Source organism: Ferrovibrio sp. (genome assembly GCF_019636075.1).
In the GTDB taxonomy this organism is placed as follows: Bacteria; Pseudomonadota; Alphaproteobacteria; order Ferrovibrionales; family Ferrovibrionaceae; genus Ferrovibrio.
The window spans coordinates 13,976-40,730 of sequence record NZ_JAHBYG010000034.1; the positions used below are offsets into that span (position 1 = coordinate 13,976).

Here is a 26,755-nt window from a genome sequence, read left to right on the forward strand (position 1 = left end):
TAGCCGAAACCGCCGCGCCGGGGTATAGACGGGACATGCCCGAATTGCCCGAAGTGGAAACCACCCGGCGCGGCCTGGCGCTGAAAATGGAAGGCCGCAGGATCGCCCGCATCGAAGCGCGGCGGCCCGATCTGCGCTGGCCGCTGCCGCGCGATTTCGCCGCCCGCATTCAGGGCAAACGGGTGCTGGGCCTGGAAAGACGGGCGAAATACATCCTGGTGCGGCTGGAAGCCGGGCCGAAGGGCGACCTGGTATGGCTGATCCATCTCGGCATGTCGGGCCGCATGCTGGTAAGGCCGGGCGGCTGGCCCAATGCCATCGACAAGCATGATCATGTGATTTTCACCACCGACGAGGGCTGGTCCGTCACCTTCAACGATGCCCGCCGCTTCGGTGCCATGGACCTGATCGAGCCGCATGAATTGCCGGGCCACAAATTGCTGGCCGAACTGGGCCCCGAGCCGCTGGACGATGCTTTCACGCCGGCGGCTCTGGCGGCGGCGCTGAAAGGTCGGCGCACCCCCATGAAGGCCGCCCTGCTGGACCAGCATGTGGTGGCCGGGCTGGGCAATATCTATGTGTCGGAAGCGCTGTTCCGGGCCGGCATCCACCCCGAGCGGCTGGCCGGCAGTGTATCGCCCAAGCGGTTGGAGCGCCTGGTGCCGGAGATCAAGCAGGTGCTGCAGGAGGCGATTGCCGCCGGTGGCTCCAGTCTGCGCGATTATGTGCAAACCAGCGGAGAACTGGGATATTTCAAGCATGCCTTCCGGGTTTACGACCGCGAAGGCCAGCCCTGCCCGGCCTGCAAACGGGCGGTGCGCCGCATCGTGCAATCGGGCCGTTCCACTTTCTTCTGTGCTGCCTGCCAGCGCTGAACCCCAGGTTGCCTTCCGGCTCTTTCCAATCCGGCGCCAAACTGGCATGGTCCCGCCGATGTCGCTGCCCGGCCATAAGCTTCTGCTGGCTATTGTGGTTGCGGCCGGGCTGGGCCTGGTCGGACAGGCTTCCGCTTATGCTGCGGATGGCTTTCTTTCAGTGGCCGATGACGTGCCGCTGATGCCGGGGCTGAGCGAGAATCCCGACGAGGCCACGGTTTTCGACAAGCCTGGTGGCCGCATCGTGCAGGCGGTGGCCAGCGGCCGGCTGGACCGGCAGGCTTTGCTGGCGTTTTATGGCCAGACCCTGCCGCAGCTGGGCTGGCAGCCAGCGTCCGCCAGCCGTTTCACACGCGAGGCCGAGGCCTTGACCCTGACGGTGGAAAGCCGTGGCGGCCTGCTGACGGTGCGGTTCGAGATCGCGCCGATAAAGTAAGCATAACGAGGAAACTGCGATGGCATACGAAACGATCCTGGTGGAAATGCGCGGCCCGGTGGCCCTGGTCACCCTCAATCGTCCGCAGGCGCTGAATGCCCTGAATGGCCAGTTGATGAGCGAACTGACCGAGGCGCTGGATGCCATCGAGGCCGATGATACCATCGGCTGCATTGTCATCACCGGTTCGGAGAAGGCCTTTGCCGCCGGCGCCGATATCAAGGAAATGCAGCCGAAATCCTACATGGATGTGTTCAAGGAGGATTTCGTCACCGCAAAGTGGGAGCGCGTTACGCGCTGTCGCAAGCCGGTGATCGCCGCGGTGGCTGGCTATGCGCTGGGCGGCGGCTGCGAATTGGCGATGATGTGCGATTTCATCCTGGCGGCCGACACCGCCAAATTCGGCCAGCCGGAAATCAATCTCGGCACCATTCCCGGCGCCGGCGGCACCCAGCGGCTCACCCGTTTCGTCGGCAAGTCGAAGGCGATGGAAATGTGCCTCACCGGCCGCATGATCGATGCTGCGGAGGCCGAACGCTGCGGCCTGGTCAGCCGCGTGGTGCCGAAGGATCAGTTGATCGAGGAAGCTGTGAAAGTGGCGGATCGCATCTGCGAATTGTCGCGCCCGGCGGTGATGATCGCCAAGGAAGCGGTGAACCGCGCGTATGAAACCACGCTGGCCGAAGGCATTCGCTTCGAACGCCGCATGTTCCATTCCACCTTTGCGATGGACGATCAGAAGGAAGGCATGGCCGCCTTCGCCGCCAAGCGCAAAGCCAACTTCACCAACCAGTAACCGCCATGGCAAACAAAGCGCGGGCAAAAACGGCGGAGCAGGCCGAGGCGGAAGCGGTCAGCGCATTGCTGCCGGCTGGCTTGCGCGATGTGCTGCCGCCGCGCGCCGAATGGGAAGCCCAGGCCAGCGAAACCCTGCTGGCCGCCTTCACGCGCCAGGGCTATGCCCGGGTGAAGCCGCCGCTGATCGAATTCGAGGAAACCTTGCTGGCCGGTTCGGGCCAGGATCTGGCCGGCCAGATGTTTCGCGTGATGGATCCGGTGTCGCAACGCATGATGGGCCTGCGCACCGATATCACTTTGCAGGTGGCGCGCATCGCGGCCTCGCGGTTGAAGCCGGCCAAGCGCCCGCTGCGGCTATGCTATGCCGGCCAGGTGCTGCGCGTGCGCGGCACCCAATTGCGGCCCGAGCGGCAATTCGCCCAGGCCGGCGTGGAATTGATCGGCTCCGGCGCGCTGGCCGCCGATCTGGAAGTGGCTTTGCTGGCGGCTGGCGCCGTGGCCAGCCTTGGCGTGCCGCATCTCTCGCTGGATATCACCCAGCCGCTGCTGGCGCCTGCCATCATGGCGGCGCATGGGCTGGAGCCGCGCCAGGCCAAGGCGGCGCGCCGTGCGCTGGATCGCAAGGATGCCGCCGAACTCAAGGCAACCGCCGGTCCGGCGACGGAACAATTGCTCAAGCTGCTGCAACTGGCCGGCCCGGCGCGTGCCGCGCTGGATGGCCTGAAGGCGCTGAAGCTGTCTGCTGAAGCCGCCGCCATCGTGGCCGATCTCGATAGGTTGGTGGCGGGTGTGGCGCAGGCCGCGCCCGATCTGCTGGTGACGCTCGATCCCGGCGAATTCCGCGGCTTCGAATATCACAGCGGCATCAGCTTCACGCTGTTTGCCCGCAATGTGCGCGGCGAACTGGGCCGGGGCGGGCGCTATGTCACGCCGGCGGGCGAAACCGCCACCGGTTTCACGTTGTATCTCGATAGCGTGATGCGTGGCCTGCCGGCCCAGCCGGCGCCGCAACTGCTATATCTGCCATTCGGCACGCCGCATGATCAGGCGGCGGATTTGCGCAGCCAGGGCCATGCCACCTGGGCGGCTTTGGAGGATGAAGGCGATGCGGCCAAGGCGGCGAAGGCCGCCGGCTGCTCTGCCTGGTGGGATGGCCGGGCGATTCGCCCGGTCTGATGTTTCTTTAGGGGAATGCGATGAGCAACGTCGTGGTGGTCGGCGCCCAATGGGGCGACGAAGGCAAGGGCAAGATTGTCGATTGGCTTTCCTTGCGGGCCGATGTGGTGGTGCGTTTTCAGGGCGGCCACAATGCCGGCCATACCCTGGTGATCGGCGAGAATGTCTACAAGCTGTCGCTGCTGCCGTCGGGCATCGTGCGCAAGAACAAGCTGGCCGTGATCGGCAATGGCGTGGTGGTGGACCCTTGGGCGCTGTTTGCCGAGATCGACAAGCTGCGCGCCCAGGGCGTGACAGTGGATCACGGCAATCTGCGTGTGGCCGACAATGCCGCGCTGATCCTGCCGTTGCACCGCGAACTGGATGGTCTGCGCGAGGATTCGTCGGAAGGTGTGAAGATCGGCACCACGCGGCGCGGCATCGGTCCGGCTTATGAAGACAAGATCGGCCGCCGCGCCATCCGCGTTTGCGATCTGGCCGACACGGCGTCGCTGGCGCGCAAGGTGGATGGCCTGCTGGCGCACCATAACGCGCTGCGCAAGGGATTGGGCGCGCCGCTGGTGGATCGTGAAGCGCTGCTGAAGGATCTGGCCGAGATCACGCCGAAAATCCTGCCCTATGCCGCGCCGGTCTGGAAAGACCTGGACGAAGCCCGCCGCGCCGGCAAGCGCATCCTGTTCGAGGGCGCGCAGGGTTCGTTGCTCGATGTGGATCACGGCACCTATCCCTATGTCACCTCGTCCAACACCATGGCGGGTTCGGCGGCGGCCGGTTCGGGCCTCGGGCCGGGCTCGCTGGGCTATATCCTCGGCATCGTGAAGGCTTATACCACGCGCGTGGGCGAAGGTCCGTTCCCCACCGAACTCACCGACGAGACCGGCCAATGGCTGGGCGAGAAGGGCCATGAATTCGGCGTCGTCACCGGGCGCAAGCGGCGCTGCGGCTGGTTCGATGCCGTGCTGGTGCGCCAGACCGTGAAGCTCAACGGCATCCATGGCATCGCGCTCACCAAGCTGGATGTGCTGGATGGCCTCAAGGAACTGAAAATCTGCGTCGGCTATGAGGTGAACGGCAAGCTGCTGGATTACTTCCCCTCCGGCATGGGCGATCAGGCGGCTGCCAAGCCGGTCTACGAAACCCTGGAAGGCTGGAGCGAAACCACGCGCGGCGCCCGTTCCTGGGTGGACCTGCCGGCCACGGCGGTGAAGTATGTCCGCCGCATCGAGGAGCTGATCGGCGCCCCGGTGGCGCTGCTTTCCACTTCGCCGGAGCGCGACGATACCATCCTGATGAAGGATCCCTTCGAGGATTGAACTGGGCGAGAATTAATGCCGGTTTATCGGCATTAATTCCGGGTATATATACTCTGCCGAGTAGGGTATATATACCCTATGAGCATGACCCGCATCCTGCTGCCGATCGACCCGCCCTTGCTTGAGAAAGTCGAGGCCTACCGGCTTGCTCAGCGCATGCCGCGTACCGAGGCGATCCGGCGGTTGCTGGAGCAAGGCTTGGCCCAGGCGGAGCTGCCGCTGCTCGACCGCGTGCTCGGCCTGTTGCGCCGGATGCGGCCCGAACTGGAAAAACAGGGCGTGGTTTCGGCCGGTGTGTTCGGCTCTCTGGCGCGCGGTGAAGCGCGACCCGACAGCGATATCGATATCGGGCTGCGCATCGATCCGAAGGCCGATATGGACCTGCTGAGCTATATCGGTTTGACCGAGGGGGTGCGGGAACATGTTACGGCGGAAACCGGCCGTGATGTGGATGTGGTTGGCTTCAATTCGATGATCGAGGATGTTCGTATCGAAGCCGAGCGTGATTTTAGGGCCGCCTTCTGATTATGCCCAACACACGGTTCTGGCTGCAGAGCATCCTTGAGAATATCTCCCATATCCGCTCCTTCATGGCCGGTATGGATCGTGAGAGTTTTCAGCGCGACAGCAAAACGGTTTTTGCGATCAAAGCGGTGTTGATGGAAATCTCGGAAGCATCTCGCCATTTACCGCGAGAGATGATTGAGCGCCACCCCGATTTGCTGTGGAAAGAAATACGCGGCCTTCGCAACGTATTCGCTCATGAATATTTCCGGATCGATCTGGATCAGGTTTGGAAGACGATCAAAATTCGAGTAGGGCCATTGGAAACGGCAATCCAGGCGGAGCTTGATCGCCTGGATAACGAATAATTTCGCCAGCTTATCCCCGGCTTACTCCGCCGCCACGATGCCATCGCGCAAGGCCGCTTCGCGCACGGCTTTTTGCACTTTCTCGAAAGCGCGCACTTCAATCTGGCGCACGCGTTCGCGGCTGATATTGAAGCGGGCGGAAAGCTCTTCCAGCGTGGCGGGTTCGTCCACCAGGCGGCGCTGGATCAGGATTTCACGCTCGCGTTCATTCAGGTTGCCCATGGCCTGCTGCAGCAGGGAATTGCGGGCCTGGAATTCCTGGCCCTCGGCCATGCGGGTTTCCTGGCTGGGGGTTTCATCCACCAGCCAATCCTGCCACTGGCCATCGCTTTCCTCGCCGCCGCGCAACGGGGCGTTCAGGCTGGAATCCGGCGCGGCAAGGCGGCGGTCCATGCTGATCACTTCCTCGCGCGACACATCCAGCTGGGTGGCGATCTTCTCCACCTGCTCGGGGGTGAGCTGGCCGCCATCGATGGCCTTCATCTGGCCACGGATGCGGCGCAGGTTGAAGAACAGCTTCTTCTGCGCGGCGGTGGTGCCGATCTTCACCAGCGACCAGGAGCGCAGGATATATTCCTGGATCGAGGCGCGGATCCACCACATGGCATAGGTGGAGAGCCGGAAGCCCTTGTCGGGGTCGAAGCGCTTCACCGCCTGCATCATGCCGATATTGCCCTCGGCGATCAGTTCGCCCACCGGCAGGCCGTAGCCGCGATAGCCCATGGCGATCTTCGCCACCAGGCGCAAATGGCTGGTCACCAGCTTATGGGCGGCTTCCACATCGCCGCGTTCCTGCCAGCTTTTGGCCAGCATGAATTCCTCGTTCGGTTCCAGCATGGGAAACCGGCGGATTTCGCTCAAATAACGGGTCAAGCCGCCATCGGCGGACAGGGCGGGTAAGGTAAGGCTTCGACTGGTCATGGCTTTTTCAGACTCTCCCCCAGCAGGGTTATCCCCTGGCTCGGATTTGGATTTGGTATCGATCCCTGGCATGGTCAATATCCCAGCCTCCTAATGCGGCCAAAATGGGGCGGCGCTCAGCTTATTCCGGCCGAACCGTGATGCCGATCACCCTTTGGTATACCCACGCGGCAATTCGGCGCTTCCTGTGCGCAAGAGTCGATAACAGTAAAATCAATACCTTAGATGTTACCACAGAGGCGGCCCGCTGATAAGCTGGCCAAGCGGCAGATCCGTGGGAGAGTGCCATGCAGTGGAAGATGCGGGGGAGAATGTGGCGGCGCGGGCTGCTGGCGGCTTTGCTACTGGTGTTGCAGGCTGCCGCCCAAGGGCAGGCCCAAGCCCAGGTCCAGGCTCAAGGGCAGGCCCGCAAGGAAGCCCTGGAATTCGATACCGTCACCAAGGGCAAGCCGGCGCGTTATGCAGCAGAATTGTTTCTGCCGCCGGCCGGCAAGGCCGATCAGGCCCCGCTGGCCGCCATGGTGATCCATCATGGCAGCGGCGGGGTGAGCAATACCCGCGAATATGCCTATGCCCGTGCCTTCATCGCCGAAGGGCTGGCCGCCATCGTGATCGACAGCTTCACCCCGCGCGGCGTGACCAGCACGGTGCAGGACCAATCGGCCGTCACCGGCCTGGAATTCCTGGCCGATGCCATGGGTGTGTTGCGGGCCGCCGTTGCGCATCCGGGGCTGGATGCCAAACGCATCGGCATTGTCGGCTTTTCCAAGGGCGGCACCTCGGCGCTGTATGCGGCGCTGGAAAAGCAGGCGGTGCGTTTCGCGCCGAAAGGCGAGCGCTATGCCCTGCATGTGCCGTTCTATCCCGGTTGCACCAATTTGTATCACGATGTCACGCCCACCGGCGCACCCGTGCTGGTGCTGATGGGCGCCGCCGATACCTATGTGGGCAGCGAGGCCTGCCTGGAATTGAGTGGCCGCATGCGGGCCGCCGGCGCCCCGGTGGAAACCAAAATCTATCCCGATGCCAAGCATGGCTTCGATGCCGGCCCGGCCTACAGCATCGCCACCGGGCAGAATTTCAGCCGCTGCTTCTGGGTGGAACAAGCCGATGGCGGCTGGATCGAACGCACCTCCGGCATCGCCACCCATGGCCCGGGCGGCAAGCCGATTGCCGGCGCCGGGGCCAAGGCGATGGCAGGCTGCGTTACGCTCGGTGTCAGCGGCGGGGTGAATGCCCTGGCCAAGGCGCAATCGCTGCAGGATCTGCTGGGCTTCGTGCGGGCGACTTTCAGGCTTAACTGAGCGCCGCCAGCAAGGTTTCGAAATCCGCCGGAAGCGGGCTTTCAAAGCGCAGCATCGCGCCGGTTATAGGGTGCTTGAAGCCCAGCACGGCGGCATGCAGCGCCTGGCGTTTGAACTGCGCCAAAGCGGCCTTGGCCGGCTCGGTCAGCTTGGCGCTTCTGGCCGGGCGGGCGCGGCCATAAACCGGATCGCCCAGCAGGCCATGACCGATACTGGCCAGATGCACGCGAATCTGATGGGTGCGGCCGGTTTCCAGCCGGCAGCGCAACAGGCTGGCGAAGGGATAGCCGTTGATGTCGCGCAACACGCGCTCGGTGGTGTAATGCGTCACCGCCGGTTTGCCATTGGCGCGGACCGCCATGCGCTTGCGGTCCTGCGGGTCGCGGCCGATGGCGCCGGCGATGCTGCCTCGGGCCGGATTGGGCTGGCCGTTCACCAGGGCGAGATATTCGCGGTCGATATCATGGCGCGCGAACAGATCGGCCAGGCCGTGATGGGCAGCATCGGTTTTGGCGGCCACCAGCAGGCCGGAGGTATCCTTGTCGATGCGATGCACGATGCCCGGGCGCTTCACGCCGCCGATACCGGCCAGGCTGTCGCCGCAATGATGCAGCAGGGCATTCACCAGGGTGTTGTCGTGATTGCCCGGCGCCGGATGCACCACCAGGCCGGCCGGCTTGTCGATCACGATCAGATGCGCATCCTCGAACACCACATGCAGCGGAATATCCTGGGCCTGCGGCACAGCCTCTTCGGCCGCCGGCAGCGCCAGGCTGTAGATTTCGCCCGGTTTGATCTTGCGCGAGGGGTCGGTTATGGTCGCGCCGCCCAGCGTTACATGGCCTTCCTGGATCAGCGCTTTCAGGCGTGAGCGCGATAAATCGCTGCCCAGGCTTTCGGCCATGAACCGGTCCAGCCTTTGGCCGGATTGGTCCGGCGAAACGGCGGGCAACTGGCTTGATGTGGGATCGTTTGTTTGCACGGATCTAGGTGATGGCGACAGAGCAGGAAACCGACCCGAGATTACGGTGGCTGAAGCCGCTCGTCATCGGCTTGAGCGCGCTATTCGTGATCCTGCTGCTGGCGTTGATCGTGGGCATGATCACCGGCGCGCCGGCCCGCAAGCAGGCAGCCGGCATTCCTGCCACAAGCCAGGGCGCTGGCCCGGTTTCCCCCGAGGCGCTGAGCCTGCCGCGCGGCGCACGCCTGCTGGAAAGCTTCGGTGCGGCCGATCGGGTGATCCTGCGCATTCAGCTTGCCGATGGATCGGAACGCCTGCTCAGCCTGGATGCGCGCAGCCTGGCGCCGCTTTCCAGCCTCACCATCCAGGCCGAACGCTGATGCGGATTCCGGCAAAGCTGGCCGCGCAACTGGCGCAACTGGCTGAAGCGGCCTGGCCGGAAGAAGCCTGCGCCCTGCTGGTGGGCCATAACGATACGATCACCGAAATCGTGCCGGCGCCCAATGTGGCTGTCGATAAACGCGCGGGGTTCGAAATCGATCCGGCAGTGCAATTCGCATTGCGCCGGCGTTTGCGTGAACAGCCCCGCGATGGCCTGCTGTTGGGCCATTGGCATAGCCATCCCAATGGTCGTGCCGTGCCCTCGGCGATGGATGCGGCGATGATCTATGAACCCGGATTGCTCTGGCTGATTTCCGCCGTGCAGGCCGGGCGTGCCGATATGCCGGCGGCGTTCCGGCCGCAGCCGCAAGGCGGTTTTGCGTCTGTTGATCTGCAGATCGAGGAAGCATGATGGATTTCCGTTCCGACAATGTGGCCGGCATGGCGCCGGAAATTCTTGCCGCAATCCAGGCCGCCAATCAGGGCAATGCTTCATCCTACGGCGCCGACGAATACAGCGCGCAACTGGATGCGGCATTTTCCAAATTGTTCGATACGCCCTGCCGGGTATTTCCGGTGGCCACCGGAACGGCGGCCAATGCATTGGCGCTGGATGCGCTCAGCCCTGGCCATGGCGCGATCTATTGCCATGAACAAAGCCATATCGCGGTAGATGAATGCAACGCGGTGGAATTCTTCACCGCCGGGGCGCGGCTGGTTCCGCTGCCGGGCGGCGGCGGCAAGATCGATCCGCAGGCATTGCAGGCGCATCTGGCGCAGGGCTGGCGCGGCGTGCAGCATCATCCGCAGCCGCGTGCGATTTCGATCGCCCAGGCCACGGAATGCGGCACGGTTTACGCGCCGGCAGAAATCGCCGCCCTCTCGGCCATCGCACGCCAGCATGGCCTGCTGCTGCATATGGATGGCGCGCGTTTCGCCAATGCCGTTGCGGCCGGCAATCATCATGCGGCCGATCTGAGCTGGCGTGCCGGCGTGGATGTGCTGGGTTTCGGCGCCACTAAGAATGGCGCATTGGCGGCAGAGGCCGTGATCTTCTTCAAGCCCGAACTGGCCGATGCATTCATCTATCGCCGCAAGCGCGGCGGGCATCTGTTTTCCAAGATGCGCTTTCTCTCGGCGCAATTGCTGGCGATGCTGGAAGATGGCCTATGGCTGCGGCTGGCTGGCAACGCCAATGCCCGCGCAAAACAACTGGCCGATGGCCTTGCCGGGCAGGGCCTGCGCCTTGCCTATCCGGTGGAGGCCAACGAGGTGTTCGTGTATCTGCCGGACAGGCAGGTGCAGGGCCTCAAGGCGCACGGCGCGCTGTTCCATCCCTGGGACGAAGCAGCCGGGCTTTATCGCTTTGTTTGCGGCTTCGATAAATCAGACGCGGATGTGGCGGCCCTTTTGCGCGCGGCTTCGGATGCCTGAACGTTGCGCTGAACGTTGCGCTGGGCGTTGCGCGCCCAGGCGGTGCTCCAGGGCGGTTGCGGGCTGAAACGCTCTGCCAGAAAATCCACGAAGGCACGCACCTTGGCCGCCAGATGCTTGCGCTCGGGATACACCACATAGATCGGCCAGGTCTGCGGTGCCAGCCAGGTATCCAGCACGGTGATCAATCGGCCTTGCGTGATATCGGTATGCACGGCGAAATCCGAAGCATAGGCAAGCCCCAGCCCGGCGCGCAGAAAACGATAGAGCGCATCGCTGGAATTGGTGGCGATGGCGCCCGGCAGGGTGATGAATTCGGTGCCGCCATCCTCACGTCTGATCGGCAGACGGTTGAGCAGGTCGGTGCTCGACGATAGCAGCATGCGATGGCCGGCCAGATCGCGCGGATGTTTGGGCAGGCCATGGCCTTCGATATAGCTTGGCGCGGCGCAGATCAATCGCGTGTAATCCGCCAGCTTGCGTGCGATCAGCCTTTCCTCGCCGGTATCCATCAGGCGCAGGCCGGCATCATAACCTTCGGATACCAGATCCACGTTGTGGTCGGTGAAATTGATCAGTAGGTCCACATTGGGATAGCGGGCGCGGAAATCGGGAATCAGCGGCACGATCTGCGCCATGCCGAAACCATGCGGCAGGCAGACGCGCAATTGCCCGCGCGGCTCGCGTTCGCTGCCGCCGATGCTGGCATCGGCCGCCGCCAGTTCGGAGAGGATTTCGCGGGCCTGTTCGTAATAGATGCGGCCCTCGGTGGTGAGTGCGATACGCCGCGTGGTGCGTTGCAGTAGCCGCGCGCCCAGCCGGTCTTCCAGCCGGGCCAGCAATTTGCTGACGGCAGATGGCGTGATGCGCAGGGTTTTGGCGGCGGCGGTGAAACCGCCTTGCTCCACCACCCGCACGAAGCATTCCAGTTCACTTAAGCGGTCCATTATTTGTGACTGTATGGAAATAATTTGTGAAAATAAAGTGTATTATGTCTTTAAAGGAATGGGCATAGGGTTTCCTCACCCAGACACAGGAGGTCACCAATGACCCAGCTTCCCCAGATTTCCACCGCTGCCGTTCTCCATTACGAAATCGAAGCCCGCAAGCTGCGCGCCAAGGCCATCGCCGCCGCCTTTGCCAGCCTGTTTGCCTATATCGGCAAGCAGCTGCATCGCCCGGCCACGGTTCAGGGTTATCGGCACGTAGCCGACGCGGCTGAGTAAATCTCCCGGGTAAACTAGGTAGTTTGCACTTGGTAACCATCGAAATATGGATGGTTACTTATTGAAATCGTCCTGGGGCTGCTATAGCTGAAAAGCCATAGCCCCCAGGACGGAGTTCCCCCATGTTGCCGGCCCTTTTCATCAGCCATGGCTCACCGATGACGGTGTTGCTCGATTCGCCGGCGCGGGATTTCATGCGCAGCTTCGGGGCAGGCTTCCCCAAGCCGAAGGCTATCCTTGCGGTTTCCGCCCATTGGGAAACTGCCGAGCCGCTGTTGGGCGGTCCCGCCACACCTGAAACCATCCACGATTTCTACGGCTTTCCGCAGGCGCTGTATCAGATCCATTACAACGCGCCCGGCGCGCCGGAACTGGCTGAAAGCATAGCCCGCCGGCTGCATGAGGCCGGCTTCAAATCTGCCGTCGATCCGGCGCGCGGCCTGGATCATGGCGCCTGGACACCGCTTTACATGGCCTATCCCAAGGCCGATATCCCGGTGCTGCAATTGAGCATCCAGAGCCATCTCGGACCCGCGCATCATCATGCACTGGGCGTGGCCTTGCGGCCTTTGCGCGAGGAGGGCGTGCTGATCCTCGCCACCGGGTCGATGACCCATAACCTGCGCGAACTGGACCGCAATGTGCACGGCGATGGCCGTGGCGGCGCCAGCTTTCCCTGGGCGCAGAATTTCGCCGATTGGATGGCCGACAAGCTGGCCCAGCGCGACGATGCCGCATTGCTGGAGTATCGCAGCAAGGCCCCCGAGGCCCGGCGCAACCACCCCACCGACGAACATCTGTTGCCGCTTTATGTGGCCTTGGGCGCCGCAACCCCGGGCCAGCCGGCCACGGCCCTGCATCGCTCCATGCAGTTCGGCAGCCTTTCGATGGATAGCTACCGCTTCGATTGAGGCATTCTGCCATTAAGGCTTTCTGCGGGCGGAGGCTTTCGCAAGCCTGCGGGCTTTGCGATAAGCGAGGGTATGAATCTGTTCCGCGCCATCGCAACCGTCGGCGGCCTCACCATGGTGAGCCGGGTGTTCGGTTTTGTGCGGGATCTCATGATCGCCCGCTATCTTGGCGCCGGCGTGGCGGCCGATGCCTTCTTCGTGGCGCTGCGGCTGCCGAATTTCTTCCGCTCGCTGTTTGCCGAGGGTGCCTTTACCGCCGGCTTCTTGCCGCTTTACAGCGAAACCCTGAACAAGGGGGGCGGGCTGGCGGCGGCGCGGCGTTTCGCCGAACAGGCTTTGGCCTTGCTGTTGCCAGTGGTGCTGGGGTTCAGCATTCTGGCGCAGATCGCCATGCCTTTGGTGATGCTGGGCCTGGCGCCGGGCTTTGCCGATGATCCGGCGCGGTTCGATCTGGCTGTCGATTATACCCGCATCACCTTTCCCTATCTGGCCTTCATCAGCTTGGCGGCCTTGTATGGCGCGGTGCTGAACGGATTGGGCCGTTTCGCCGCCTTTGCCGCCACGCCGATCCTGCTCAACATCACGATGATCGTCTGCCTGCCGTTGCTGACCGGGCCGCTGGGCAGTGCCGGCGCGGCCTTGGCCTGGGGCACGCTGGCTTCCGGGCTGGTGCAATTCCTCTGGCTGGTCTGGTGGGCGGCGCGTGCCGGTGTGAAGCTGCGGTTGCGCTGGCCGGTCCTGCCGCCGGTGGTGAAGCGTCTGTTCGCGCTGATCCTGCCGGCCGCCATCGGCGCCGGTGCGATGCAGATCAATCTGGTGATCGGCGTGATCCTGGCATCCCTGCTGCCGGTGGGCGCGGTGTCGTATCTGTTTTATGCCGACCGTATCAACCAGCTCACCATCGGCGTGGTGGGTGTGGCGATTTCCACCGTCCTGCTGCCGGCACTGTCGGCCTTGCTGGCACGCGGCGACACCGTGGCGGCAGCGCGCCAGCAGAATCGCGCGCTGGAATTCTGCCTGTTGATTTCGCTGCCGGCAGCGGCGGCGCTGATCATCGTGCCGCTGCCGATCATGTCGGTGTTGTTCGAACGCGGCGCCTTCGATGCCCAGGCCGCCAGGGCCAGCGCCGATGCGTTGCTGGCCTATTCGATAGGTTTGCCGGCCTATACCCTGGCGCGGGCGCTCACGCCCGGCTTCCATGCCCGGCAGGATACCAGAACCCCGGTGCGCATCGCCTTTGTCACCATCGCGGTCAATCTCGCACTCAGCCTGGCGCTGATGCCCTGGCTCGGCCATGTCGGTCTCGCCCTGGCCACCGGGCTTGCCGCCTGGGGCAATGCCGGCCAGTTGGCCTGGGCGCTGTATCGCCGCGATGCCTGGCAGCCCGATGCCCGGCTGATCCGGCGCAGCGGTTTGATTCTGCTGGCCGCCCTGCTGATGGCGCTTGCGCTCTGGGGTCTGGATCGTGCGCTCGCCCCCTGGTATGCGCAAAGCCTGACCTGGCGGGTGGCGGCGCTTGCGCTGCTGGTGGGCGGTGGCATGGCGGTGTATCTGGCGGCCGCCCTGGCTTTGCGGGCCACAAAGCCGGCGGAATGGCGTGCCATGTTGCGCCGGGACGGTTGACGCCCAAGCATTCGGCGGCGATAACCCGCGCCGCACCATCCCAATTCCGCGACCGTTCCACCGGCGCATAAGCAAAGGGACTGACCATGGCCTTCCAACGGCGCATTTTCTCGGGCATCCAGCCTTCCGGCAATCTGCATCTCGGCAACTACCTGGGCGCTGTGCGCAACTGGGTGAAGCTGCAAAACGAATTCGAGTGCATCTTCTGCATGGTCGACATGCATGCCATCACGGTGTGGCAGGATCCGGCCGATCTGGTGCGCTCCACCCGCGAGCTTGCTTCCGCCATGATCGCCTCCGGCATCGATCCCGAACGCAATGTGCTGTTCAACCAAAGCCAGAATCCCGATCACACCACCCTGGCCTGGATCTTCAATTGCGTGGCCCGCATGGGCTGGATGAACCGCATGACGCAGTTCAAGGAGAAGGCCGGCAAGGACCGCGAGAATGTGTCGCTGGGCCTGTTTGCCTATCCGGCGCTGATGGCCGCCGATATTCTGGCCTACAAGGCCACCCATGTGCCGGTGGGCGAGGACCAGAAGCAGCATCTGGAACTGGCCCGCGATATCGCGCAGAAATTCAATCATGATTACGGCGGCGAATTCTTTCCGCTCACCGAGCCGCAGATTTTCGGTACCGCCACGCGTGTGATGAGCCTGCGCGACGGACAGAAGAAAATGTCGAAATCGGATCTCTCCGATCAGTCGCGCATCAATCTCACCGATACATCGGATGCGATTGCCGATAAGATCAAGCGCGCCAAGACCGATACCCAGGCCCTGCCCGAAACCACAGAAGGCCTGGAAGGCCGGCCCGAGGCGCAGAACCTGATGGGTATCTATGCCGCGCTCACCGACAAGCCGTTGGATCATGTGGTGGCGGACTTCGCCGGCAAGGGCTTTGCCGATTTCAAGCGTGCGTTGACCGAGGCGGCAGTGGCCCATATGGGCCCGATCACCGCCGAGATGCGCCGCCTGATGGCCGATCCCGGCTATGTGGATGGCATTCTGCGCAAGGGCGGCGAACGCGCCCGCGCGCTGTCGGCGCCAGTGCTGCGCGAAGTTTACGATACAGTTGGCTTCTTGCGCCCTTGAGGGCGCGGGTTGGTTTCCTGCGCCCCTGAGGGCGCGGGTAGGTTTCCTGCGCTCCTGAGGGCGCGGGTAGGATTTCTCCGGCCCTGATAAATTACGCCGGCGTCCAGTCCATCTCTGGATCCAGCGGAAAGATCGGACGCGGCACCTCGCGCCACGGCACGCGCTGCAGCATCGGCGTGGTCAGGCCCGGCGCATCGGCCTCGATGATCTGCTGATCGGTGAAGATATCGTCGAAGCCGGCGCGGAAATGCCCGCGCGACTTCACGATCAAGCTGCGCAGCTTGTGCAGGTCGATGCCGAGGCTTTCGAAGAACATCGGATCCAGCGCCTGATGGCGATAGGTGGTCACCACCACGGTGATGCCGCCCACCTGGATTGCCGCCGCCTTGCCCATATCCATTTGCCGGCCAGCCGCCATGCCGCGCCGGCCGACGAACAGGCCATCCGATAGTTTCACCACGCGGCCGGGCAGGGTGAGGGTGCCGGAGAATTCCGTGGATGGCTTGCGGTTGAAGGCGGCGGGGAATTGCACGCCTTCGCCCAAGCGATGAGCTTCCGCCGCCAGTTCGGGATCGAAGAACGGCCCCAGTGCGCAGCCTTCAACGCCGGCCTTGTAGAAGGCGTCCAGCAGATAAGGTGTGTTGCCGCCGCCGCCGCCGCCGGGATTGTCGGCCACATCGGCAAACAGCAAGGCGGGTTTGCCGGCATCGCGCGAAGCCGCCAATGCCATGGCGGCGCATTGTTCGATGCTGGTCAACCGGGCGACGAAATCATGCCGCGTTGCCCAGGCCTGCGCCGCCACTTCGCGTGCCACCTGATCGGCGCGCGCCTGAGTATCGGCGGTCACGATCACCGACATGCCGTTTTTCGGCGTGTCGCCCAGCGAGAAGCCGGAATTGATCGACACATCCCAGACATCCTCGCCCACATAACGCTGGCCGAAAGCGATCAGATCGGCATAAGGGCCGGCCTTGGTGTTCTGCGATGTGGAGGGTGGAATGAAGGGCAGTTTCTGAAAGCCACGGGCGGGGCGCTCGCCGCGCTCAGGCCCTTTGCCCAGCAGGCGTTGCAGATGCCGCGCGCAATCGGCGCCGCGATCCGCCATATCGGTATGCGGGTTGCAGCGATAGCTCACCATCATGCTGGTCAGGTCGATCATCGCGCGGCTTACATTGGCGTGTAGATCCAGCGTGGCGATCAGCGGCACATCGGGGCCTACCACATCGCGCAGGGCTGCAAACAGCGTGGCATCGGGATCGATATCGCGCGTACCGATGGCGGCGCCGTGCTGCGACAGGAAAATCGCATCAACCGGCCCGCCGTCGCGGATATGCTGTTGCAATTCCTCCACCATGCGGCGCACCAGCCAGTCGAAGAAATCCTGATCCACCGGGCCGGATGCGCCTACCGCCGCCATCACCAACGGCAGCTTCTGCCAGGCGCCATATTCATCCATCGCCTTGGTGAAGCCGGTGACGGTGGGCGGCACGGCGGGCGCCGGCTTGGCGATATCGGCCAGCAGCGCGGCGCCTTCCAGCAACACGGCATCGCGGAACTCGGCTTCGGTGGCGACGGGTGAATGATTGTTGCTTTCCAGCATGAAGCCGCCGAAGGCGATGCGAGGAAGCTTTGGTTGGGGCTGGTTCGACATGACACCGTATTATTGTTTGACAGCGGAAGCGGGCTGCCTTCTATACTAATGAGTGCAACAGGGAGATCGCAATGCACCATATAAACCGGCGTGACTTTATTCTTGGCGGAACTGCGGCGAGCCTGCTGGCCCCAGGCCTGGCGGCCCAGGCTCAGGCCCAGCTTCTGGCTCAGGTAACGGCGGTGCCCGGTACCCTCACGCTCGGCACCAAGCTGGAGCTGAACACCCTCGATCCGCATTTCTTCAACGGCTTTCCGCAGGGTTCCAGCCACAGCCTGATTTTCGATGCGCTGATGCTGCTGGATTCCAATCTGCGCGTGCAGCCGGCGCTGGCCACCGGTTACAAGCTGGTGAATGATCTGACCTGGGAATTCACCCTGCGCCGCGATGTGAAGTATCACAACGGCATGCCCTTCACCGCCGCCGATGTGGCCGCCACCTATAACCGCGTGCCGAATGTGCCGAACAGCCCGAATCTGTTCAGCCAGTTCACCAAATCGATCGATCGCGTCGAGATCGTCAACGATCATCTGGTGCGCTTCCACACCAAAGAACCCAATCCCACCTTGCCTGGCGATCTCTCGCGCGTGTTCATCATCCCAGCGGCGCTGGCCAATGCCAGCACGGCGGATTTCAACACCGGCAGCGCCTTCTGCGTCGGCACCGGCCCCTACAAGGTGGTTGAATGGGTGAATGGCGACCGCCTGGTGCTGGAAGCCAATCCCGGCTATTGGGGCGGCAAACCGGCCTGGGGCAAGGTTGTCGAGAAAGTCATCAAAAGCGACCCGACCCGCATCGCCAACCTGCTGTCTGGCCAGGTGGATGCCATCGACGAAGTGCCGCCTGCCGATATCCCGCGTTTCCGCGACGATGCGCGTTTCGCAATGTATAGCGGCCCCAGTTCGGTGGTGCATTACATCGCGCTGGATTCAGACCGCGACGACAGCCCCTTCGTGGGGCCCAAGGATGGCCAGCCGCCGCTGAAGGGCAATCCGCTGAAAGACAAGCGGGTGCGCCGTGCCCTGTCGCTTGCCATCAACCGCGAGCTGATCGCCAGCCGCATGATGGATGGCTCGGTGATTCCGGCCTCGCAATTCATGCCGTCGACATTCGAGGGCACCAGCCAGAAGCTGAAGCCGCATCCTTTCGATCCCGATCAGGCCAAGAAGCTGCTGGCCGAAGCCGGCTATCCCGATGGCTTCAAGATCACCCTGCATGCCACCAACGACCGTTATCCGAAGGATCGCGATATCGCTCAGGCGATCGGCCAGACCTGGACCCGCATCGGCCTGCAGGTGGCCATCGAGGCGGTGACCGGCACGGTATTTTTCGGCCAGGCCAGCACGCAGAAATACTCGGCTTTCATTGCGCAATACGGCACCGAGGAAGCCCTGGTGGGGCCGCGCGCGCTGATTCATACCGTGGCCCCGGCCACCGGCATGGGATCGGCCAACCGCACCCGGCATTCCAATCCGGCGATCGATGCGGTGATCCAGAAGGCTGCCGTGGAGATGGATCCGGCCAAGCGCGTGCTGCTGACCCAGCAGGCACTGGAACTCACCATCGAAGAGCAGGCCTTCATTCCGGTATTCCATCCCAACTGGCAATTTGCCGCGCGCAAGGAGCTGGTGGTGGAAAGCAGCCCGTTGCGCCGCTTCAACGCCCTGATGATCAGCCAGAAAAAGGCATAATTGCGGCCAATGCCGGCGGGCTTCTCCTCCGGGGGTAGCCCGTTCCGCCGGGAAATGCCTCTTGCGCCAGGGGGCATTTGCCCCCACATCATAGGGCAGATCAACCGGACGGGTTCCCTATGAGCATTCTGAACGAGGGCGGCAGCCTGAAGCGCCGCTGGCCGCTTTTCGCCGCCATCGCCGTGGTGGCGATATTCGGCCTGTATTATCCCGTGGGCATGCTGCTCACCCACAAGATCGACGACGATCTGGCTTACAAGCCGGCGGCCGTGGATCAGGTGGGCGGCGGCAGCCATGCGGTGGCGATTGCCGCCGAGTTGATCGAGCGCGAGATCAAGATCAATGGCTGGGTGGCCAACGATCCTTTCTTCCAACCCGGATCGATGCTCGACAACATGCCGAATTTCCAGCTTGGCATGCTGCATGCCATGGGCCGTTTTGCATTCGAGCTGGTAGACCAGCTTGGCCGTACCCGGGGTTCCAGCCAGACCGACCGCGATCTGCAGGAAGCCGCCGGCCTGCTGCAATATTCCGGCACCAAGTGGTTTTTCGATTTCTCAACCTCTGTGCTGCCCACTGCGAAATCGGAAGACCAATATGCCAAGGCGGTGAGCGCTTTGCGCAACTACAACATCCGGCTTGGCCAGGGCAATGCGATTTTCGAGCGCCGCGCCGATAATCTGCTTTCGGCGCTCGACCGCATCTCGCTCGATCTCGGGTCCTCCTCGGCGGCGCTGGATAAACGTATCATCGACGGCTCGCCGCTCTGGCTCGATTTCGAATCCGACGACCTGTTCTATTCGGTGAAGGGCCAAGCCTATGCCTATTATCTGATCCTGCGCGAATTGAAACGCGATTACGCCAATATCGTGCGCGACCGCGAATTATCCGCCACCTGGGATCAGATGCTGTCGTCTTTTGCCGCCGCTGCAGGCCTGCATCCGTTGGTGGTGGTGAACGGCAAGCCCGATGGCCTGCTGCTGCCAAACCATCTGGCATCCATGGGCTTCCATATCCTGCGCGCTCGCACGCAATTGCGCGAGATATCGAATATCCTGCTGAAGTAAGGCCGTCAGCCAGCACGCAGCCGTTTATCCTGGCGTTCGGCGTTTCCCATTCCTCAAACCGTCACCACCGGGCTTGACCCGGTGGTCCATGCTTGAGGCAGCAAAACCGCTGAACCATGGATGCCCGTAACAAGTACGGGCATGACGGCGTCTTTTTTGAAGACGCTTAGCCTTTCAGCAGGCCTTTCAATTCGAACAGCAGGTCCAGCGCCTGGCGCGGCGACAGGCCATCCAGATCGGCGGCCTTGAGGGTGGTTTCCACCGCCGATGGCTGCGCTGCCGCAAGCGCGCTGCCCGGGCGCGGCGCGGCATTGAACAGCGGCAAATCTGCCGCGATATTTTTCGCTGGCGCGGCATTGCCCTGTTGCTCCAGCCCACGCAGCACATCGCTGGCGCGCTCCAGCACCGCCGGCGGCAGGCCGGCCAGCTTGGCCACCTGGATGCCGTAGGAACGGTCGGCGGCGCCGGGGCCCACTTCATGCAGGAAAACCAGATCGCCCTGCCATTCCTTCACCCGCAAGGTATGATTCTGCAATTGCGGCAGGCGGCCGGCCAGTTGCGTCAGTTCGTGGTAATGGGTGGCGAACAAGCCACGGCTGCGGCAATGCTCATGCAGATATTCCACCACCGCCCAGGCAATCGACAGGCCGTCGAAAGTGGCGGTGCCACGGCCGATTTCATCCAGGATGACCAGGGCGCGCGGCCCGGCCTGATGCAGGATGGCGGCGGTTTCCACCATCTCCACCATGAAAGTGCTGCGCCCGCGCGCCAGGTCGTCGGCGGCGCCCACGCGGCTGAACAGCCGATCCACCGCGCCGATCTGCGCGCGCCCCGCCGGCACGAAGGCGCCGATCTGCGCCAGGATGGCGATCAGCGCATTCTGGCGCAGGAAGGTGCTCTTACCTGCCATGTTGGGGCCGGTAAGCAGCCATAGCCGCTGGCCGTCGCTCAGGTCGCAATCATTGGCAACGAAGCTTTCGCCCTGGCCGCGCTTTTCGAGAGCGGCTTCCACCACCGGATGACGGCCGGCCAGGATGCTGAATTCCAGGCCGTCATCCACCAGCGGGCGGCTCCAGCGCCGCTTCACGGCCAATTCCGCCAAGGCAGATGCCACATCCAGCCCGGCCAGCGCGGCGCCGGCGCGGGCGATGCTCTCGCCATCGGTTAGAATTTTCGCGCTCAACGTCTCGAAGATTTCCAGTTCCAGTGCCAGGGCGCGTTCGCCGGCCTGGGCGATTTTGGTATCGAGTTCCGACAAGGCCGGCGTGGAATAGCGCACGGCATTGGCCATGGTCTGGCGGTGGATATAGGCCGGGCCCATCTTTTCGGCATGGCGCGGCGTTACTTCGATGTAATAGCCCAGCACGTTGTTATGCCGGATTTTCAAACCCGGTATGCCGGTTTCGGCGGCATAGGTTTCTTGCAATGCCGCGATATGCCGGCGGCTTTCATCGCGCAGGCCACGTAATTCATCCAGATCGGCGCGATGGCCCGGCGCGATGAAACCGCCGTCTTTCGCATACAGAGGCAGGTCCGGGCCAAGCGCCTCGCGCAGCAGATCCACCAGCGCGCCATGATGGCCCAGCGCCTCAGCCAGTTCGGTCAATTCCGGCGGCATGGCGGCTTCGGTCTGCAGGCGGCGGCGCAGATCGCCGGCACGGTCCAGCCCGTCGCGCAGGGCGGCCAGATCGCGCGGGCCGCCACGGCCGAGCGCCAAGCGAGACAGCGCGCGCGCGATATCGGGCACCTGGCGCAAAGCCTGGCGCAAATCCTCGCGCAGTCTCTCGCCTTCCACCAGATAAGCCACGGCATCGAGCCGGCGATTGATGATGGCGGGATCGGTGAGCGGCGCCTGCAGGCGTTGCGCCAGCAAGCGCGCGCCGGCGCCGGTAAGCGTGAGGTCGATGGTGGATAGCAGCGAGCCGTCGCGGCCGCCCGACAGGGTTTCCACCAGTTCGAGATTGCGCCGCGTGGCCGGATCGATGGCCATGAAGCTGGCCGGCATCTGGCGGCTGGGTGCACGCACGGCCGGCATGCGGCCGCGCTGGGTCAGTTCGATGTAATCCAGCAATGCGCCGGCCGCGGCCAGTTCGGGCCGGCTGAAACTGCCGAATGCATCCAGCACCGCCACGCCCAGCGCGGCTTGCATACGGCGCTCGCCCGCCACGGAATCGAACCGCGATCCCGGCATCGGTGTCAGCGCACTGCCGCCTTGCGGGCCTTCCAGGCTTTCCAGCACGCCGCGCAGGCGGGGTCGGCCCAGCAAGGTATCGGGCAGCAGCAATTCGCGTGGCCGCAGGCGGGCCAGATCGGCACCCAGATTGGCCGGGTCTGTCTCACCCAGACCGAATTCGCCGGTGGAAATATCGATCCAGGCCAGGCCCAGCGGGCCATCCTCGCCGCCGCTTTGTGCAAGTGCAGCAAGATAATTGTTGGCGCGGGCATCCAGCAGGCTGTCTTCCGTGATGGTGCCGGGCGTGACGGTGCGCACCACATCGCGCTTCACCACCGATTTCGAGCCGCGCTTCTTGGCTTCGGCGGGATCTTCCAATTGTTCGCACACAGCCACCCGGAAGCCCTGGCGGATCAGCCTTGAAAGATAAGCCTCGGCGGCATGCACCGGCACGCCGCACATGGGAATATCCTTGCCTTCATGCAGACCGCGCTTGGTCAGCGCGATATCCAGGGCACCGGCCGCTTGCACTGCATCATCGAAGAACAACTCGTAAAAATCGCCCATCCGGTAGAACAGCAATGCATCCGGGTTGGCCGCCTTGATGGCCAGATACTGGGCCATCAACGGGCTGCTGCCGGACGCGCCCGGCGCTGCAGCGGGGGTAACTGATATATGAGACGGATCGGTGCTGCGCATCGCCTAAAGCCTACCGCGGCCCTTTCAAGCTCTGAAATGAAGCCGTAATATGCCCGGCCAGGAGTCGATAATTCCAGAGTTTAACGGCACACATCGCAGAGTCTAGGGACGGGCAACGGGAATGAGCGAGACAAAGACCAACAGCCTTTACGAGGCTGCGCTGGAGTTCCATCGCATGGGCCAGCCAGGCAAGCTGGAGATCGTGCCCACCAAGCCGATGGCCACCACGCGCGACCTCAGCCTCGCCTATTCGCCGGGTGTTGCCGCGCCCTGCCTGGCCATCGCCGAAAATCCCGATACCGCCTACGACTATACCGCCCGCGGCAACATGGTGGCGGTGATTTCCAACGGCACGGCGGTGCTGGGCCTGGGCAATCTCGGCGCGCTGGCGGGCAAGCCGGTGATGGAAGGCAAATCGGTGCTGTTCAAGCGTTTCGCCGATGTGGATTCCATCGACCTCGAAGTGGATACCGAGGAAGTGGATGCCTTCGTGAATGCCGTGCGCTATCTCGGCCCCAGCTTCGGCGGCATCAATCTGGAAGACATCAAGGCGCCCGAATGCTTCGTGATCGAGCAGCGCCTGCGCGAGTTGATGGATATTCCGATCTTCCACGACGATCAGCATGGCACCGCGATCATCGCTGCCGCTGGCCTGATCAATGCCCTGCATCTCACCGGCCGCGATGTGAAGACCGCGAAGATGGTGGTGAATGGCGCGGGCGCTGCCGGCGTGGCCTGCACCGAGCTGATGAAGGCCATGGGCATGGCGCATGAGAATGTGGTTCTCTGCGACACCAAGGGCGTGGTCTATCAAGGCCGCACCGATGGCATGAACCAGTGGAAATCGGCCCATGCGGTGAAAACCGATGCGCGCAGCCTGGCCGATGCGGTGAAGGGCGCCGATATCTTCTTCGGCCTTTCCGTGAAGGGCGCGCTCACGCCCGACATGCTGCGGTCCATGGCGGCCAATCCGATCATCTTCGCCATGGCCAACCCGGATCCCGAGATCACGCCGGAAGAGGCGGCGGCCGCGCGCGGCGACGCCATCATGGCCACCGGCCGCTCGGATTATCCGAACCAGGTGAACAACGTGCTCGGCTTTCCCTATATCTTCCGCGGCGCCCTGGATGTGCGCGCCCGCACCATCAACGATGCGATGAAGATTGCGGCGGCCGAGGCGATTGCCAAATTGGCGCGGGAAGACGTGCCCGATGAAGTGGCTGCCGCCTATAAGGGCGCCCGCCCGAAATATGGCCCGAATTACATCATTCCCTCGCCCTTCGATCCGCGCCTGATCGTGGAAATCCCGCTGGCGGTGGCCAAGGCGGCGGTGGATAGCGGCGTGGCGCGCAAGCCGATCACCGATTGGGGCGCCTATCGCAACCAGCTGCGCGCCCGCATGAATCCCACGGCGGGTTCGTTGCAGATTTTCCTCGATCAGGTGGTGGCCAATCCCAAGCGTGTGGTGTTTGCGGAAGGCGAGGAAGAAACCGTCATTCGCGCCGCGCTGGCGTTCCGCGATGCCGGCTATGGCACGCCTGTGTTGGTCGGCCGTTCCGAGCGTATCGCCGCCACCATGAAGGAAATCGGCCTGAGCAATCTCGATGGCATCGAGATCAGCAATGCCCGCGTCAGCAAGCATAACGAGGCCTATACCGAATATCTCTACAAGCGGCATCAGCGCCGTGGCTCGCTGCATCGCGATGTGCAGCGCCTGGTGAATCTCGATCGCAACGTGTTCGGTGCCTGCATGGTGGCGCTGGGGCATGCCGATGCCATGGTTACCGGCGTTACCCGCACCTATGGCGTATCCTATGAAGGCGTGCGCTGGGCGATCGATCCGATGCGCGGCCAGCGCGCCATTGGCGTCAGCATCATCGTGGCGCGCGGCCGCACGGTGTTCATCGCGGATACCTCGATCACCGAATTGCCGGGTTCGCGCGATATCTGCCAGATCGCCATCCAGGCCGCCGATATGGCGCGCAAGATGGGGCATGAACCGCGCGTGGCGCTGCTGTCGCATTCCAATTACGGCAACGCGCCGGGCGGCGTGGTGGATGTGGTGCGCCAGGCGGTGATCGAGCTGGATGCATTGCAGGCCGGCGGCCAGAAACTCGGCTTCGAGTATGACGGCGAAATGGCCGCCAATGTGGCGCTCGATCCGGAGTTGATGAAGCTCTATCCGTTCTGCCGCCTGTCCGGCCCGGCCAATGTGCTGATCATGCCGGGCCTGCATTCGGCCCTGCTGTCGTCGCAATTGCTGTCGCAGCTTGGCGGCGGCACGGTGATCGGTCCGCTGCTGGTGGGTATGGAAAAGCCGGTGCAGATCGTGCCGATGGGCGCGACGGTGAGCGACCTGGTCAACTTCGCGGCTTTGGCCGCTTATAACGCGCGCTGAAACAGCAATTCGGCTGTCGTATCGCTCGATTGCGACAGCCGGGCGCCGAAGCCGGCCAGGGCCGCGAGATCGCGGGCATGGCGGGCCAGCGCGGCATTCGGCTCGGTAGGCATCGGGCCGGCGCTATCGAGGCCGCTGCGCAAGGCTTCGGGCAGCTTGGCGGTTGCGTTCGGTGCGGTCGGTTCGGCCAGGATGCGCCAGCTATCGGTTTCGGCAATCAGTCGCAGCCGGCCACCGCGCGGCAATGCGCCGGCCATGCCCAGCAATCCCAGCAGCAATGCCTTGCCCAGCGGCTTGGGCAGGTCGCCGGGCAGCACGCCCAGGCTGGGCGGTTCGAAGGCCACGCGGCCACCGGCGAAATAGTCGATGGCCACGCGCTGCAATTCGCTGCCCGGCATGGCATCCATCAGGTCGCCCGAGGCGCCCAGGGCCAGGCGGAAAAAGGCCAGCCTGCGCGCGGCGTCATTGGCGCTCTGGGCGATCAGGCGCACGGCCTCATCGCGCATCTGCGGATCGGTTTCCTCCGCCATCAGTTCGGCGCCATTGCTCACCGCGCCGATGCTGCCAGCCAGATCGTGGCAGAGCTTGGAACAGATCAGCGCCACGAGATCGAGGTCGGCAGCAGCGGCGGGCATGGCGGAAATCTCCGGTCTTGGCGGAAGGTTGGGAATCTCTGTAGAATGCCACGCCCGCGCAATCAACCCCGGAGCAGATGATTTGCCACCCATGACCAGCAGCTTTTCCAGTTATGTGCCGGGCGATTGGGTGCGCCACCCGGATGCCGAGGATTGGGGGCTGGGGCAGGTGCAATCCGCCGTGGGTGCACGGGTGACGGTGAATTTCCGCCATGCCGGCAAAAGGCTGGTGAATACCGATCAGGTTGCCTTGCAGGTTGTTAAGGCGCCGGAAGAAGCCTCGGAAGATTAGGCCGGAAAATACAGATGCGTTTCGATCCCGCTTTGCCTGCCGGCCTGTTGCGCCTGGCCTATGATGCCGCCGATGCCATCATGGCTGTGTATGCCTCGCCATTCGAAACCCGCACCAAGGATGATCGCAGTCCGGTCACCGATGCCGATGAAGCCGCCGAGGCGGTGATCCTCGCCGGCCTGGCGCGGCTTACCCCTGGCTTGCCGGTGGTGGCAGAAGAGGCGGCGGCCCGTGGTGCGATTCCCGATGTGGCGGGCCAGAGCTTCTGGCTGGTCGATCCGGTGGATGGCACGCGCGAATTCATCAAACGCAATGGCGAATTCACGGTCAATATCGCGTTGATCATAGAGGGCGTGCCGGCGCTGGGCGTGGTACTTACGCCGGTGGATGGGGTGGCCTATCTGGGCGCGACCCAGAAAGCACCGCAGGGAGCGCGGCGCCATCGCGGTCGCGATGATGCAGTGGGCGAAGCGATTGCCGCGCGGCGTGTGCCGTCCGCCGGCGCGGTGGCGATGACCAGCCGCAGCCACCCCGAGCCCGAGGCGGTGGCCTGGCTGGACGGGCAACATATCGATCGCTGCATGGAGGCCGGGTCGTCGTTGAAATTCTGCCGCATCGCGGAAGGCGTGGCGGATGTTTATCCGCGCTTCGCCAGGATCAACGAATGGGATACCGCTGCCGGCCAGGCGGTGCTGGAAGCTGCCGGCGGCAGCGTGCGGGATCTGGAAGGCCGGCCGTTACGCTATGGCAAACCGGCCTTCAGGAATCCCAGCTTCATCGCGCGCGGTCTTGATTGACCGGGTCTTGATAGATCGGGCCTTGAT

26 protein-coding genes are annotated in these 26,755 nt (G+C 63.6%); 20 read left to right on the forward strand and 6 right to left on the reverse strand.

Annotated features, from left to right (window positions below; translation table 11 throughout):
* Positions 1-35: 35 nt before the first annotated feature.
* The 7 genes from mutM to KF827_RS14015 all read left to right on the forward strand — a co-directional run bounded on the left by mutM (position 36) and on the right by KF827_RS14015 (position 5,470).
* Entirely contained in the window at positions 36-875 is an 840-nt protein-coding gene (gene mutM / locus KF827_RS13985; RefSeq protein WP_291006692.1) for a bifunctional DNA-formamidopyrimidine glycosylase/DNA-(apurinic or apyrimidinic site) lyase, read from the forward strand.
* Between the two features lie 58 nt (positions 876-933).
* Entirely contained in the window at positions 934-1,311 is a 378-nt protein-coding gene (locus KF827_RS13990; RefSeq protein ID WP_291006695.1) for a hypothetical protein, read from the forward strand.
* A 19-nt stretch (positions 1,312-1,330) separates the two neighbouring features.
* Entirely contained in the window at positions 1,331-2,107 is a 777-nt protein-coding gene (locus tag KF827_RS13995) for an enoyl-CoA hydratase (protein ID WP_291006698.1), read from the forward strand.
* A gap of 5 nt (positions 2,108-2,112) precedes the next feature.
* Positions 2,113-3,285 (forward strand): ATP phosphoribosyltransferase regulatory subunit, encoded by a 1,173-nt coding sequence (locus KF827_RS14000; protein WP_291006700.1) that lies wholly within the window; start codon positions 2,113-2,115, stop codon positions 3,283-3,285.
* Between the two features lie 20 nt (positions 3,286-3,305).
* Entirely contained in the window at positions 3,306-4,598 is a 1,293-nt protein-coding gene (locus tag KF827_RS14005; RefSeq protein ID WP_291006702.1) for an adenylosuccinate synthase, read from the forward strand.
* 78 nt (positions 4,599-4,676) lie between these two features.
* The gene (locus KF827_RS14010; protein WP_291006704.1) at positions 4,677-5,123 is read left to right on the forward strand and encodes a nucleotidyltransferase domain-containing protein; all 447 of its coding nucleotides are present in this window, start codon (positions 4,677-4,679) and stop codon (positions 5,121-5,123) included.
* A gap of 2 nt (positions 5,124-5,125) precedes the next feature.
* On the forward strand, positions 5,126-5,470 hold the full coding sequence (locus KF827_RS14015) for a HepT-like ribonuclease domain-containing protein (protein WP_291006706.1): 345 nt from the start codon (positions 5,126-5,128) through the stop codon (positions 5,468-5,470).
* Positions 5,471-5,491: 21 nt separating this feature from the next.
* Here KF827_RS14015 and rpoH read toward each other — a convergent pair whose 3' ends face one another.
* Positions 5,492-6,391: an RNA polymerase sigma factor RpoH gene (rpoH, locus tag KF827_RS14020; protein ID WP_291006708.1), complete on the reverse strand. Its 900-nt coding sequence runs from the start codon at positions 6,389-6,391 to the stop codon at positions 5,492-5,494.
* Positions 6,392-6,678: 287 nt separating this feature from the next.
* On the opposite strand from rpoH, the gene KF827_RS14025 reads away from it, so the two are divergent.
* On the forward strand, positions 6,679-7,695 hold the full coding sequence (locus KF827_RS14025; protein ID WP_291006714.1) for a dienelactone hydrolase family protein: 1,017 nt from the start codon (positions 6,679-6,681) through the stop codon (positions 7,693-7,695).
* On the opposite strand, the gene KF827_RS14030 is transcribed toward KF827_RS14025, so the two are convergent.
* On the reverse strand, positions 7,688-8,677 hold the full coding sequence (locus KF827_RS14030) for an RluA family pseudouridine synthase (protein ID WP_291006717.1): 990 nt from the start codon (positions 8,675-8,677) through the stop codon (positions 7,688-7,690). The genes KF827_RS14025 and KF827_RS14030 overlap by 8 nt on opposite strands.
* 11 nt (positions 8,678-8,688) lie before the next feature.
* Here KF827_RS14030 and KF827_RS14035 point away from each other — a divergent pair, with 11 nt between their 5' ends.
* The 3 genes from KF827_RS14035 to KF827_RS14045 are packed head-to-tail and all read left to right on the forward strand — an operon-like array spanning position 8,689 to position 10,471.
* Complete coding sequence (locus tag KF827_RS14035; RefSeq protein ID WP_291006719.1) at positions 8,689-9,036, forward strand: hypothetical protein; 348 nt, start codon at positions 8,689-8,691, stop codon at positions 9,034-9,036.
* Complete coding sequence (locus tag KF827_RS14040) at positions 9,036-9,449, forward strand: M67 family metallopeptidase (RefSeq protein WP_291006722.1); 414 nt, start codon at positions 9,036-9,038, stop codon at positions 9,447-9,449. The genes KF827_RS14035 and KF827_RS14040 overlap by 1 nt, the downstream gene beginning before the upstream one ends.
* Positions 9,446-10,471, forward strand: a complete 1,026-nt coding sequence (locus KF827_RS14045) for a low specificity L-threonine aldolase (RefSeq protein ID WP_291006725.1) — start codon at positions 9,446-9,448, stop codon at positions 10,469-10,471. Before KF827_RS14040 ends, KF827_RS14045 begins: the two co-directional genes overlap by 4 nt.
* Here KF827_RS14045 and KF827_RS14050 read toward each other — a convergent pair.
* A complete protein-coding gene (locus KF827_RS14050) occupies positions 10,396-11,418 on the reverse strand; it encodes a LysR family transcriptional regulator (RefSeq protein WP_291006728.1) in 1,023 nt (340 codons plus the stop codon). The two genes, KF827_RS14045 and KF827_RS14050, sit on opposite strands and share 76 nt — an antisense overlap.
* A gap of 99 nt (positions 11,419-11,517) precedes the next feature.
* Between KF827_RS14050 and KF827_RS14055 the strand changes: the two genes are divergently transcribed.
* The 4 genes from KF827_RS14055 (at position 11,518) to trpS (ending at position 15,325) form a co-directional block, all read left to right on the forward strand.
* Positions 11,518-11,697, forward strand: a complete 180-nt coding sequence (locus KF827_RS14055; protein ID WP_291006731.1) for an RSP_7527 family protein — start codon at positions 11,518-11,520, stop codon at positions 11,695-11,697.
* A 122-nt stretch (positions 11,698-11,819) separates the two neighbouring features.
* Positions 11,820-12,608, forward strand: coding sequence for a class III extradiol ring-cleavage dioxygenase (locus tag KF827_RS14060; RefSeq protein WP_291006734.1), 789 nt, complete (start codon positions 11,820-11,822; stop codon positions 12,606-12,608).
* A gap of 72 nt (positions 12,609-12,680) precedes the next feature.
* On the forward strand, positions 12,681-14,231 hold the full coding sequence (gene murJ, locus KF827_RS14065; RefSeq protein WP_291006738.1) for a murein biosynthesis integral membrane protein MurJ: 1,551 nt from the start codon (positions 12,681-12,683) through the stop codon (positions 14,229-14,231).
* Between the two features lie 86 nt (positions 14,232-14,317).
* A complete protein-coding gene (gene trpS, locus KF827_RS14070) occupies positions 14,318-15,325 on the forward strand; it encodes a tryptophan--tRNA ligase (protein ID WP_291006741.1) in 1,008 nt (335 codons plus the stop codon).
* Positions 15,326-15,416: 91 nt separating this feature from the next.
* Here trpS and KF827_RS14075 read toward each other — a convergent pair whose 3' ends face one another.
* Complete coding sequence (locus KF827_RS14075; RefSeq protein WP_291006744.1) at positions 15,417-16,976, reverse strand: M81 family metallopeptidase; 1,560 nt, start codon at positions 16,974-16,976, stop codon at positions 15,417-15,419.
* Positions 16,977-17,047: 71 nt separating this feature from the next.
* On the opposite strand from KF827_RS14075, the gene KF827_RS14080 reads away from it, so the two are divergent.
* Positions 17,048-18,667, forward strand: coding sequence for an ABC transporter substrate-binding protein (locus KF827_RS14080; protein ID WP_291006747.1), 1,620 nt, complete (start codon positions 17,048-17,050; stop codon positions 18,665-18,667).
* Between the two features lie 119 nt (positions 18,668-18,786).
* Positions 18,787-19,734, forward strand: a complete 948-nt coding sequence (locus tag KF827_RS14085; RefSeq protein ID WP_291006750.1) for a DUF2333 family protein — start codon at positions 18,787-18,789, stop codon at positions 19,732-19,734.
* A gap of 166 nt (positions 19,735-19,900) precedes the next feature.
* Here the strand turns inward: KF827_RS14085 and mutS are convergent, their stop codons facing one another.
* Entirely contained in the window at positions 19,901-22,531 is a 2,631-nt protein-coding gene (mutS, locus tag KF827_RS14090) for a DNA mismatch repair protein MutS (RefSeq protein WP_291006754.1), read from the reverse strand.
* Between the two features lie 196 nt (positions 22,532-22,727).
* Here mutS and KF827_RS14095 point away from each other — a divergent pair, with 196 nt between their 5' ends.
* A complete protein-coding gene (locus KF827_RS14095; RefSeq protein ID WP_291006757.1) occupies positions 22,728-25,004 on the forward strand; it encodes an NADP-dependent malic enzyme in 2,277 nt (758 codons plus the stop codon).
* On the opposite strand, the gene KF827_RS14100 is transcribed toward KF827_RS14095, so the two are convergent.
* Entirely contained in the window at positions 24,989-25,639 is a 651-nt protein-coding gene (locus tag KF827_RS14100; RefSeq protein ID WP_291006760.1) for a histidine phosphotransferase family protein, read from the reverse strand. The two genes, KF827_RS14095 and KF827_RS14100, sit on opposite strands and share 16 nt — an antisense overlap.
* Positions 25,640-25,730: 91 nt before the next feature.
* Between KF827_RS14100 and KF827_RS14105 the strand changes: the two genes are divergently transcribed.
* Positions 25,731-25,931, forward strand: a complete 201-nt coding sequence (locus tag KF827_RS14105) for a DUF3553 domain-containing protein (protein ID WP_291006763.1) — start codon at positions 25,731-25,733, stop codon at positions 25,929-25,931.
* Between the two features lie 14 nt (positions 25,932-25,945).
* Entirely contained in the window at positions 25,946-26,728 is a 783-nt protein-coding gene (gene cysQ / locus KF827_RS14110) for a 3'(2'),5'-bisphosphate nucleotidase CysQ (RefSeq protein ID WP_291006767.1), read from the forward strand.
* Positions 26,729-26,755: the final 27 nt, after the last annotated feature.

Bases quoted from the DNA above. Each gene is read 5' to 3' on its own strand.
- mutM (WP_291006692.1), top strand. From the start codon at position 36: ATGCCCGAATTGCCCGAAGTGGAAACCACCCGGCGCGGCCTGGCGCTG.
- KF827_RS13990 (WP_291006695.1), top strand. From the start codon at position 934: ATGTCGCTGCCCGGCCATAAGCTTCTGCTGGCTATTGTGGTTGCGGCC.
- KF827_RS13995 (WP_291006698.1), top strand. From the start codon at position 1,331: ATGGCATACGAAACGATCCTGGTGGAAATGCGCGGCCCGGTGGCCCTG.
- KF827_RS14000 (WP_291006700.1), top strand. From the start codon at position 2,113: ATGGCAAACAAAGCGCGGGCAAAAACGGCGGAGCAGGCCGAGGCGGAA.
- KF827_RS14005 (WP_291006702.1), top strand. From the start codon at position 3,306: ATGAGCAACGTCGTGGTGGTCGGCGCCCAATGGGGCGACGAAGGCAAG.
- KF827_RS14010 (WP_291006704.1), top strand. From the start codon at position 4,677: ATGAGCATGACCCGCATCCTGCTGCCGATCGACCCGCCCTTGCTTGAG.
- KF827_RS14015 (WP_291006706.1), top strand. From the start codon at position 5,126: ATGCCCAACACACGGTTCTGGCTGCAGAGCATCCTTGAGAATATCTCC.
- rpoH (WP_291006708.1), bottom strand. From the start codon at position 6,391: ATGACCAGTCGAAGCCTTACCTTACCCGCCCTGTCCGCCGATGGCGGC.
- KF827_RS14025 (WP_291006714.1), top strand. From the start codon at position 6,679: ATGCAGTGGAAGATGCGGGGGAGAATGTGGCGGCGCGGGCTGCTGGCG.
- KF827_RS14035 (WP_291006719.1), top strand. From the start codon at position 8,689: ATGGCGACAGAGCAGGAAACCGACCCGAGATTACGGTGGCTGAAGCCG.
- KF827_RS14040 (WP_291006722.1), top strand. From the start codon at position 9,036: ATGCGGATTCCGGCAAAGCTGGCCGCGCAACTGGCGCAACTGGCTGAA.
- KF827_RS14045 (WP_291006725.1), top strand. From the start codon at position 9,446: ATGATGGATTTCCGTTCCGACAATGTGGCCGGCATGGCGCCGGAAATT.
- KF827_RS14050 (WP_291006728.1), bottom strand. From the start codon at position 11,418: ATGGACCGCTTAAGTGAACTGGAATGCTTCGTGCGGGTGGTGGAGCAA.
- KF827_RS14055 (WP_291006731.1), top strand. From the start codon at position 11,518: ATGACCCAGCTTCCCCAGATTTCCACCGCTGCCGTTCTCCATTACGAA.
- KF827_RS14060 (WP_291006734.1), top strand. From the start codon at position 11,820: ATGTTGCCGGCCCTTTTCATCAGCCATGGCTCACCGATGACGGTGTTG.
- murJ (WP_291006738.1), top strand. From the start codon at position 12,681: ATGAATCTGTTCCGCGCCATCGCAACCGTCGGCGGCCTCACCATGGTG.
- trpS (WP_291006741.1), top strand. From the start codon at position 14,318: ATGGCCTTCCAACGGCGCATTTTCTCGGGCATCCAGCCTTCCGGCAAT.
- KF827_RS14075 (WP_291006744.1), bottom strand. From the start codon at position 16,976: ATGTCGAACCAGCCCCAACCAAAGCTTCCTCGCATCGCCTTCGGCGGC.
- KF827_RS14080 (WP_291006747.1), top strand. From the start codon at position 17,048: ATGCACCATATAAACCGGCGTGACTTTATTCTTGGCGGAACTGCGGCG.
- KF827_RS14085 (WP_291006750.1), top strand. From the start codon at position 18,787: ATGAGCATTCTGAACGAGGGCGGCAGCCTGAAGCGCCGCTGGCCGCTT.
- mutS (WP_291006754.1), bottom strand. From the start codon at position 22,531: ATGGCCCAGTATCTGGCCATCAAGGCGGCCAACCCGGATGCATTGCTG.
- KF827_RS14095 (WP_291006757.1), top strand. From the start codon at position 22,728: ATGAGCGAGACAAAGACCAACAGCCTTTACGAGGCTGCGCTGGAGTTC.
- KF827_RS14100 (WP_291006760.1), bottom strand. From the start codon at position 25,639: ATGCCCGCCGCTGCTGCCGACCTCGATCTCGTGGCGCTGATCTGTTCC.
- KF827_RS14105 (WP_291006763.1), top strand. From the start codon at position 25,731: ATGACCAGCAGCTTTTCCAGTTATGTGCCGGGCGATTGGGTGCGCCAC.
- cysQ (WP_291006767.1), top strand. From the start codon at position 25,946: ATGCGTTTCGATCCCGCTTTGCCTGCCGGCCTGTTGCGCCTGGCCTAT.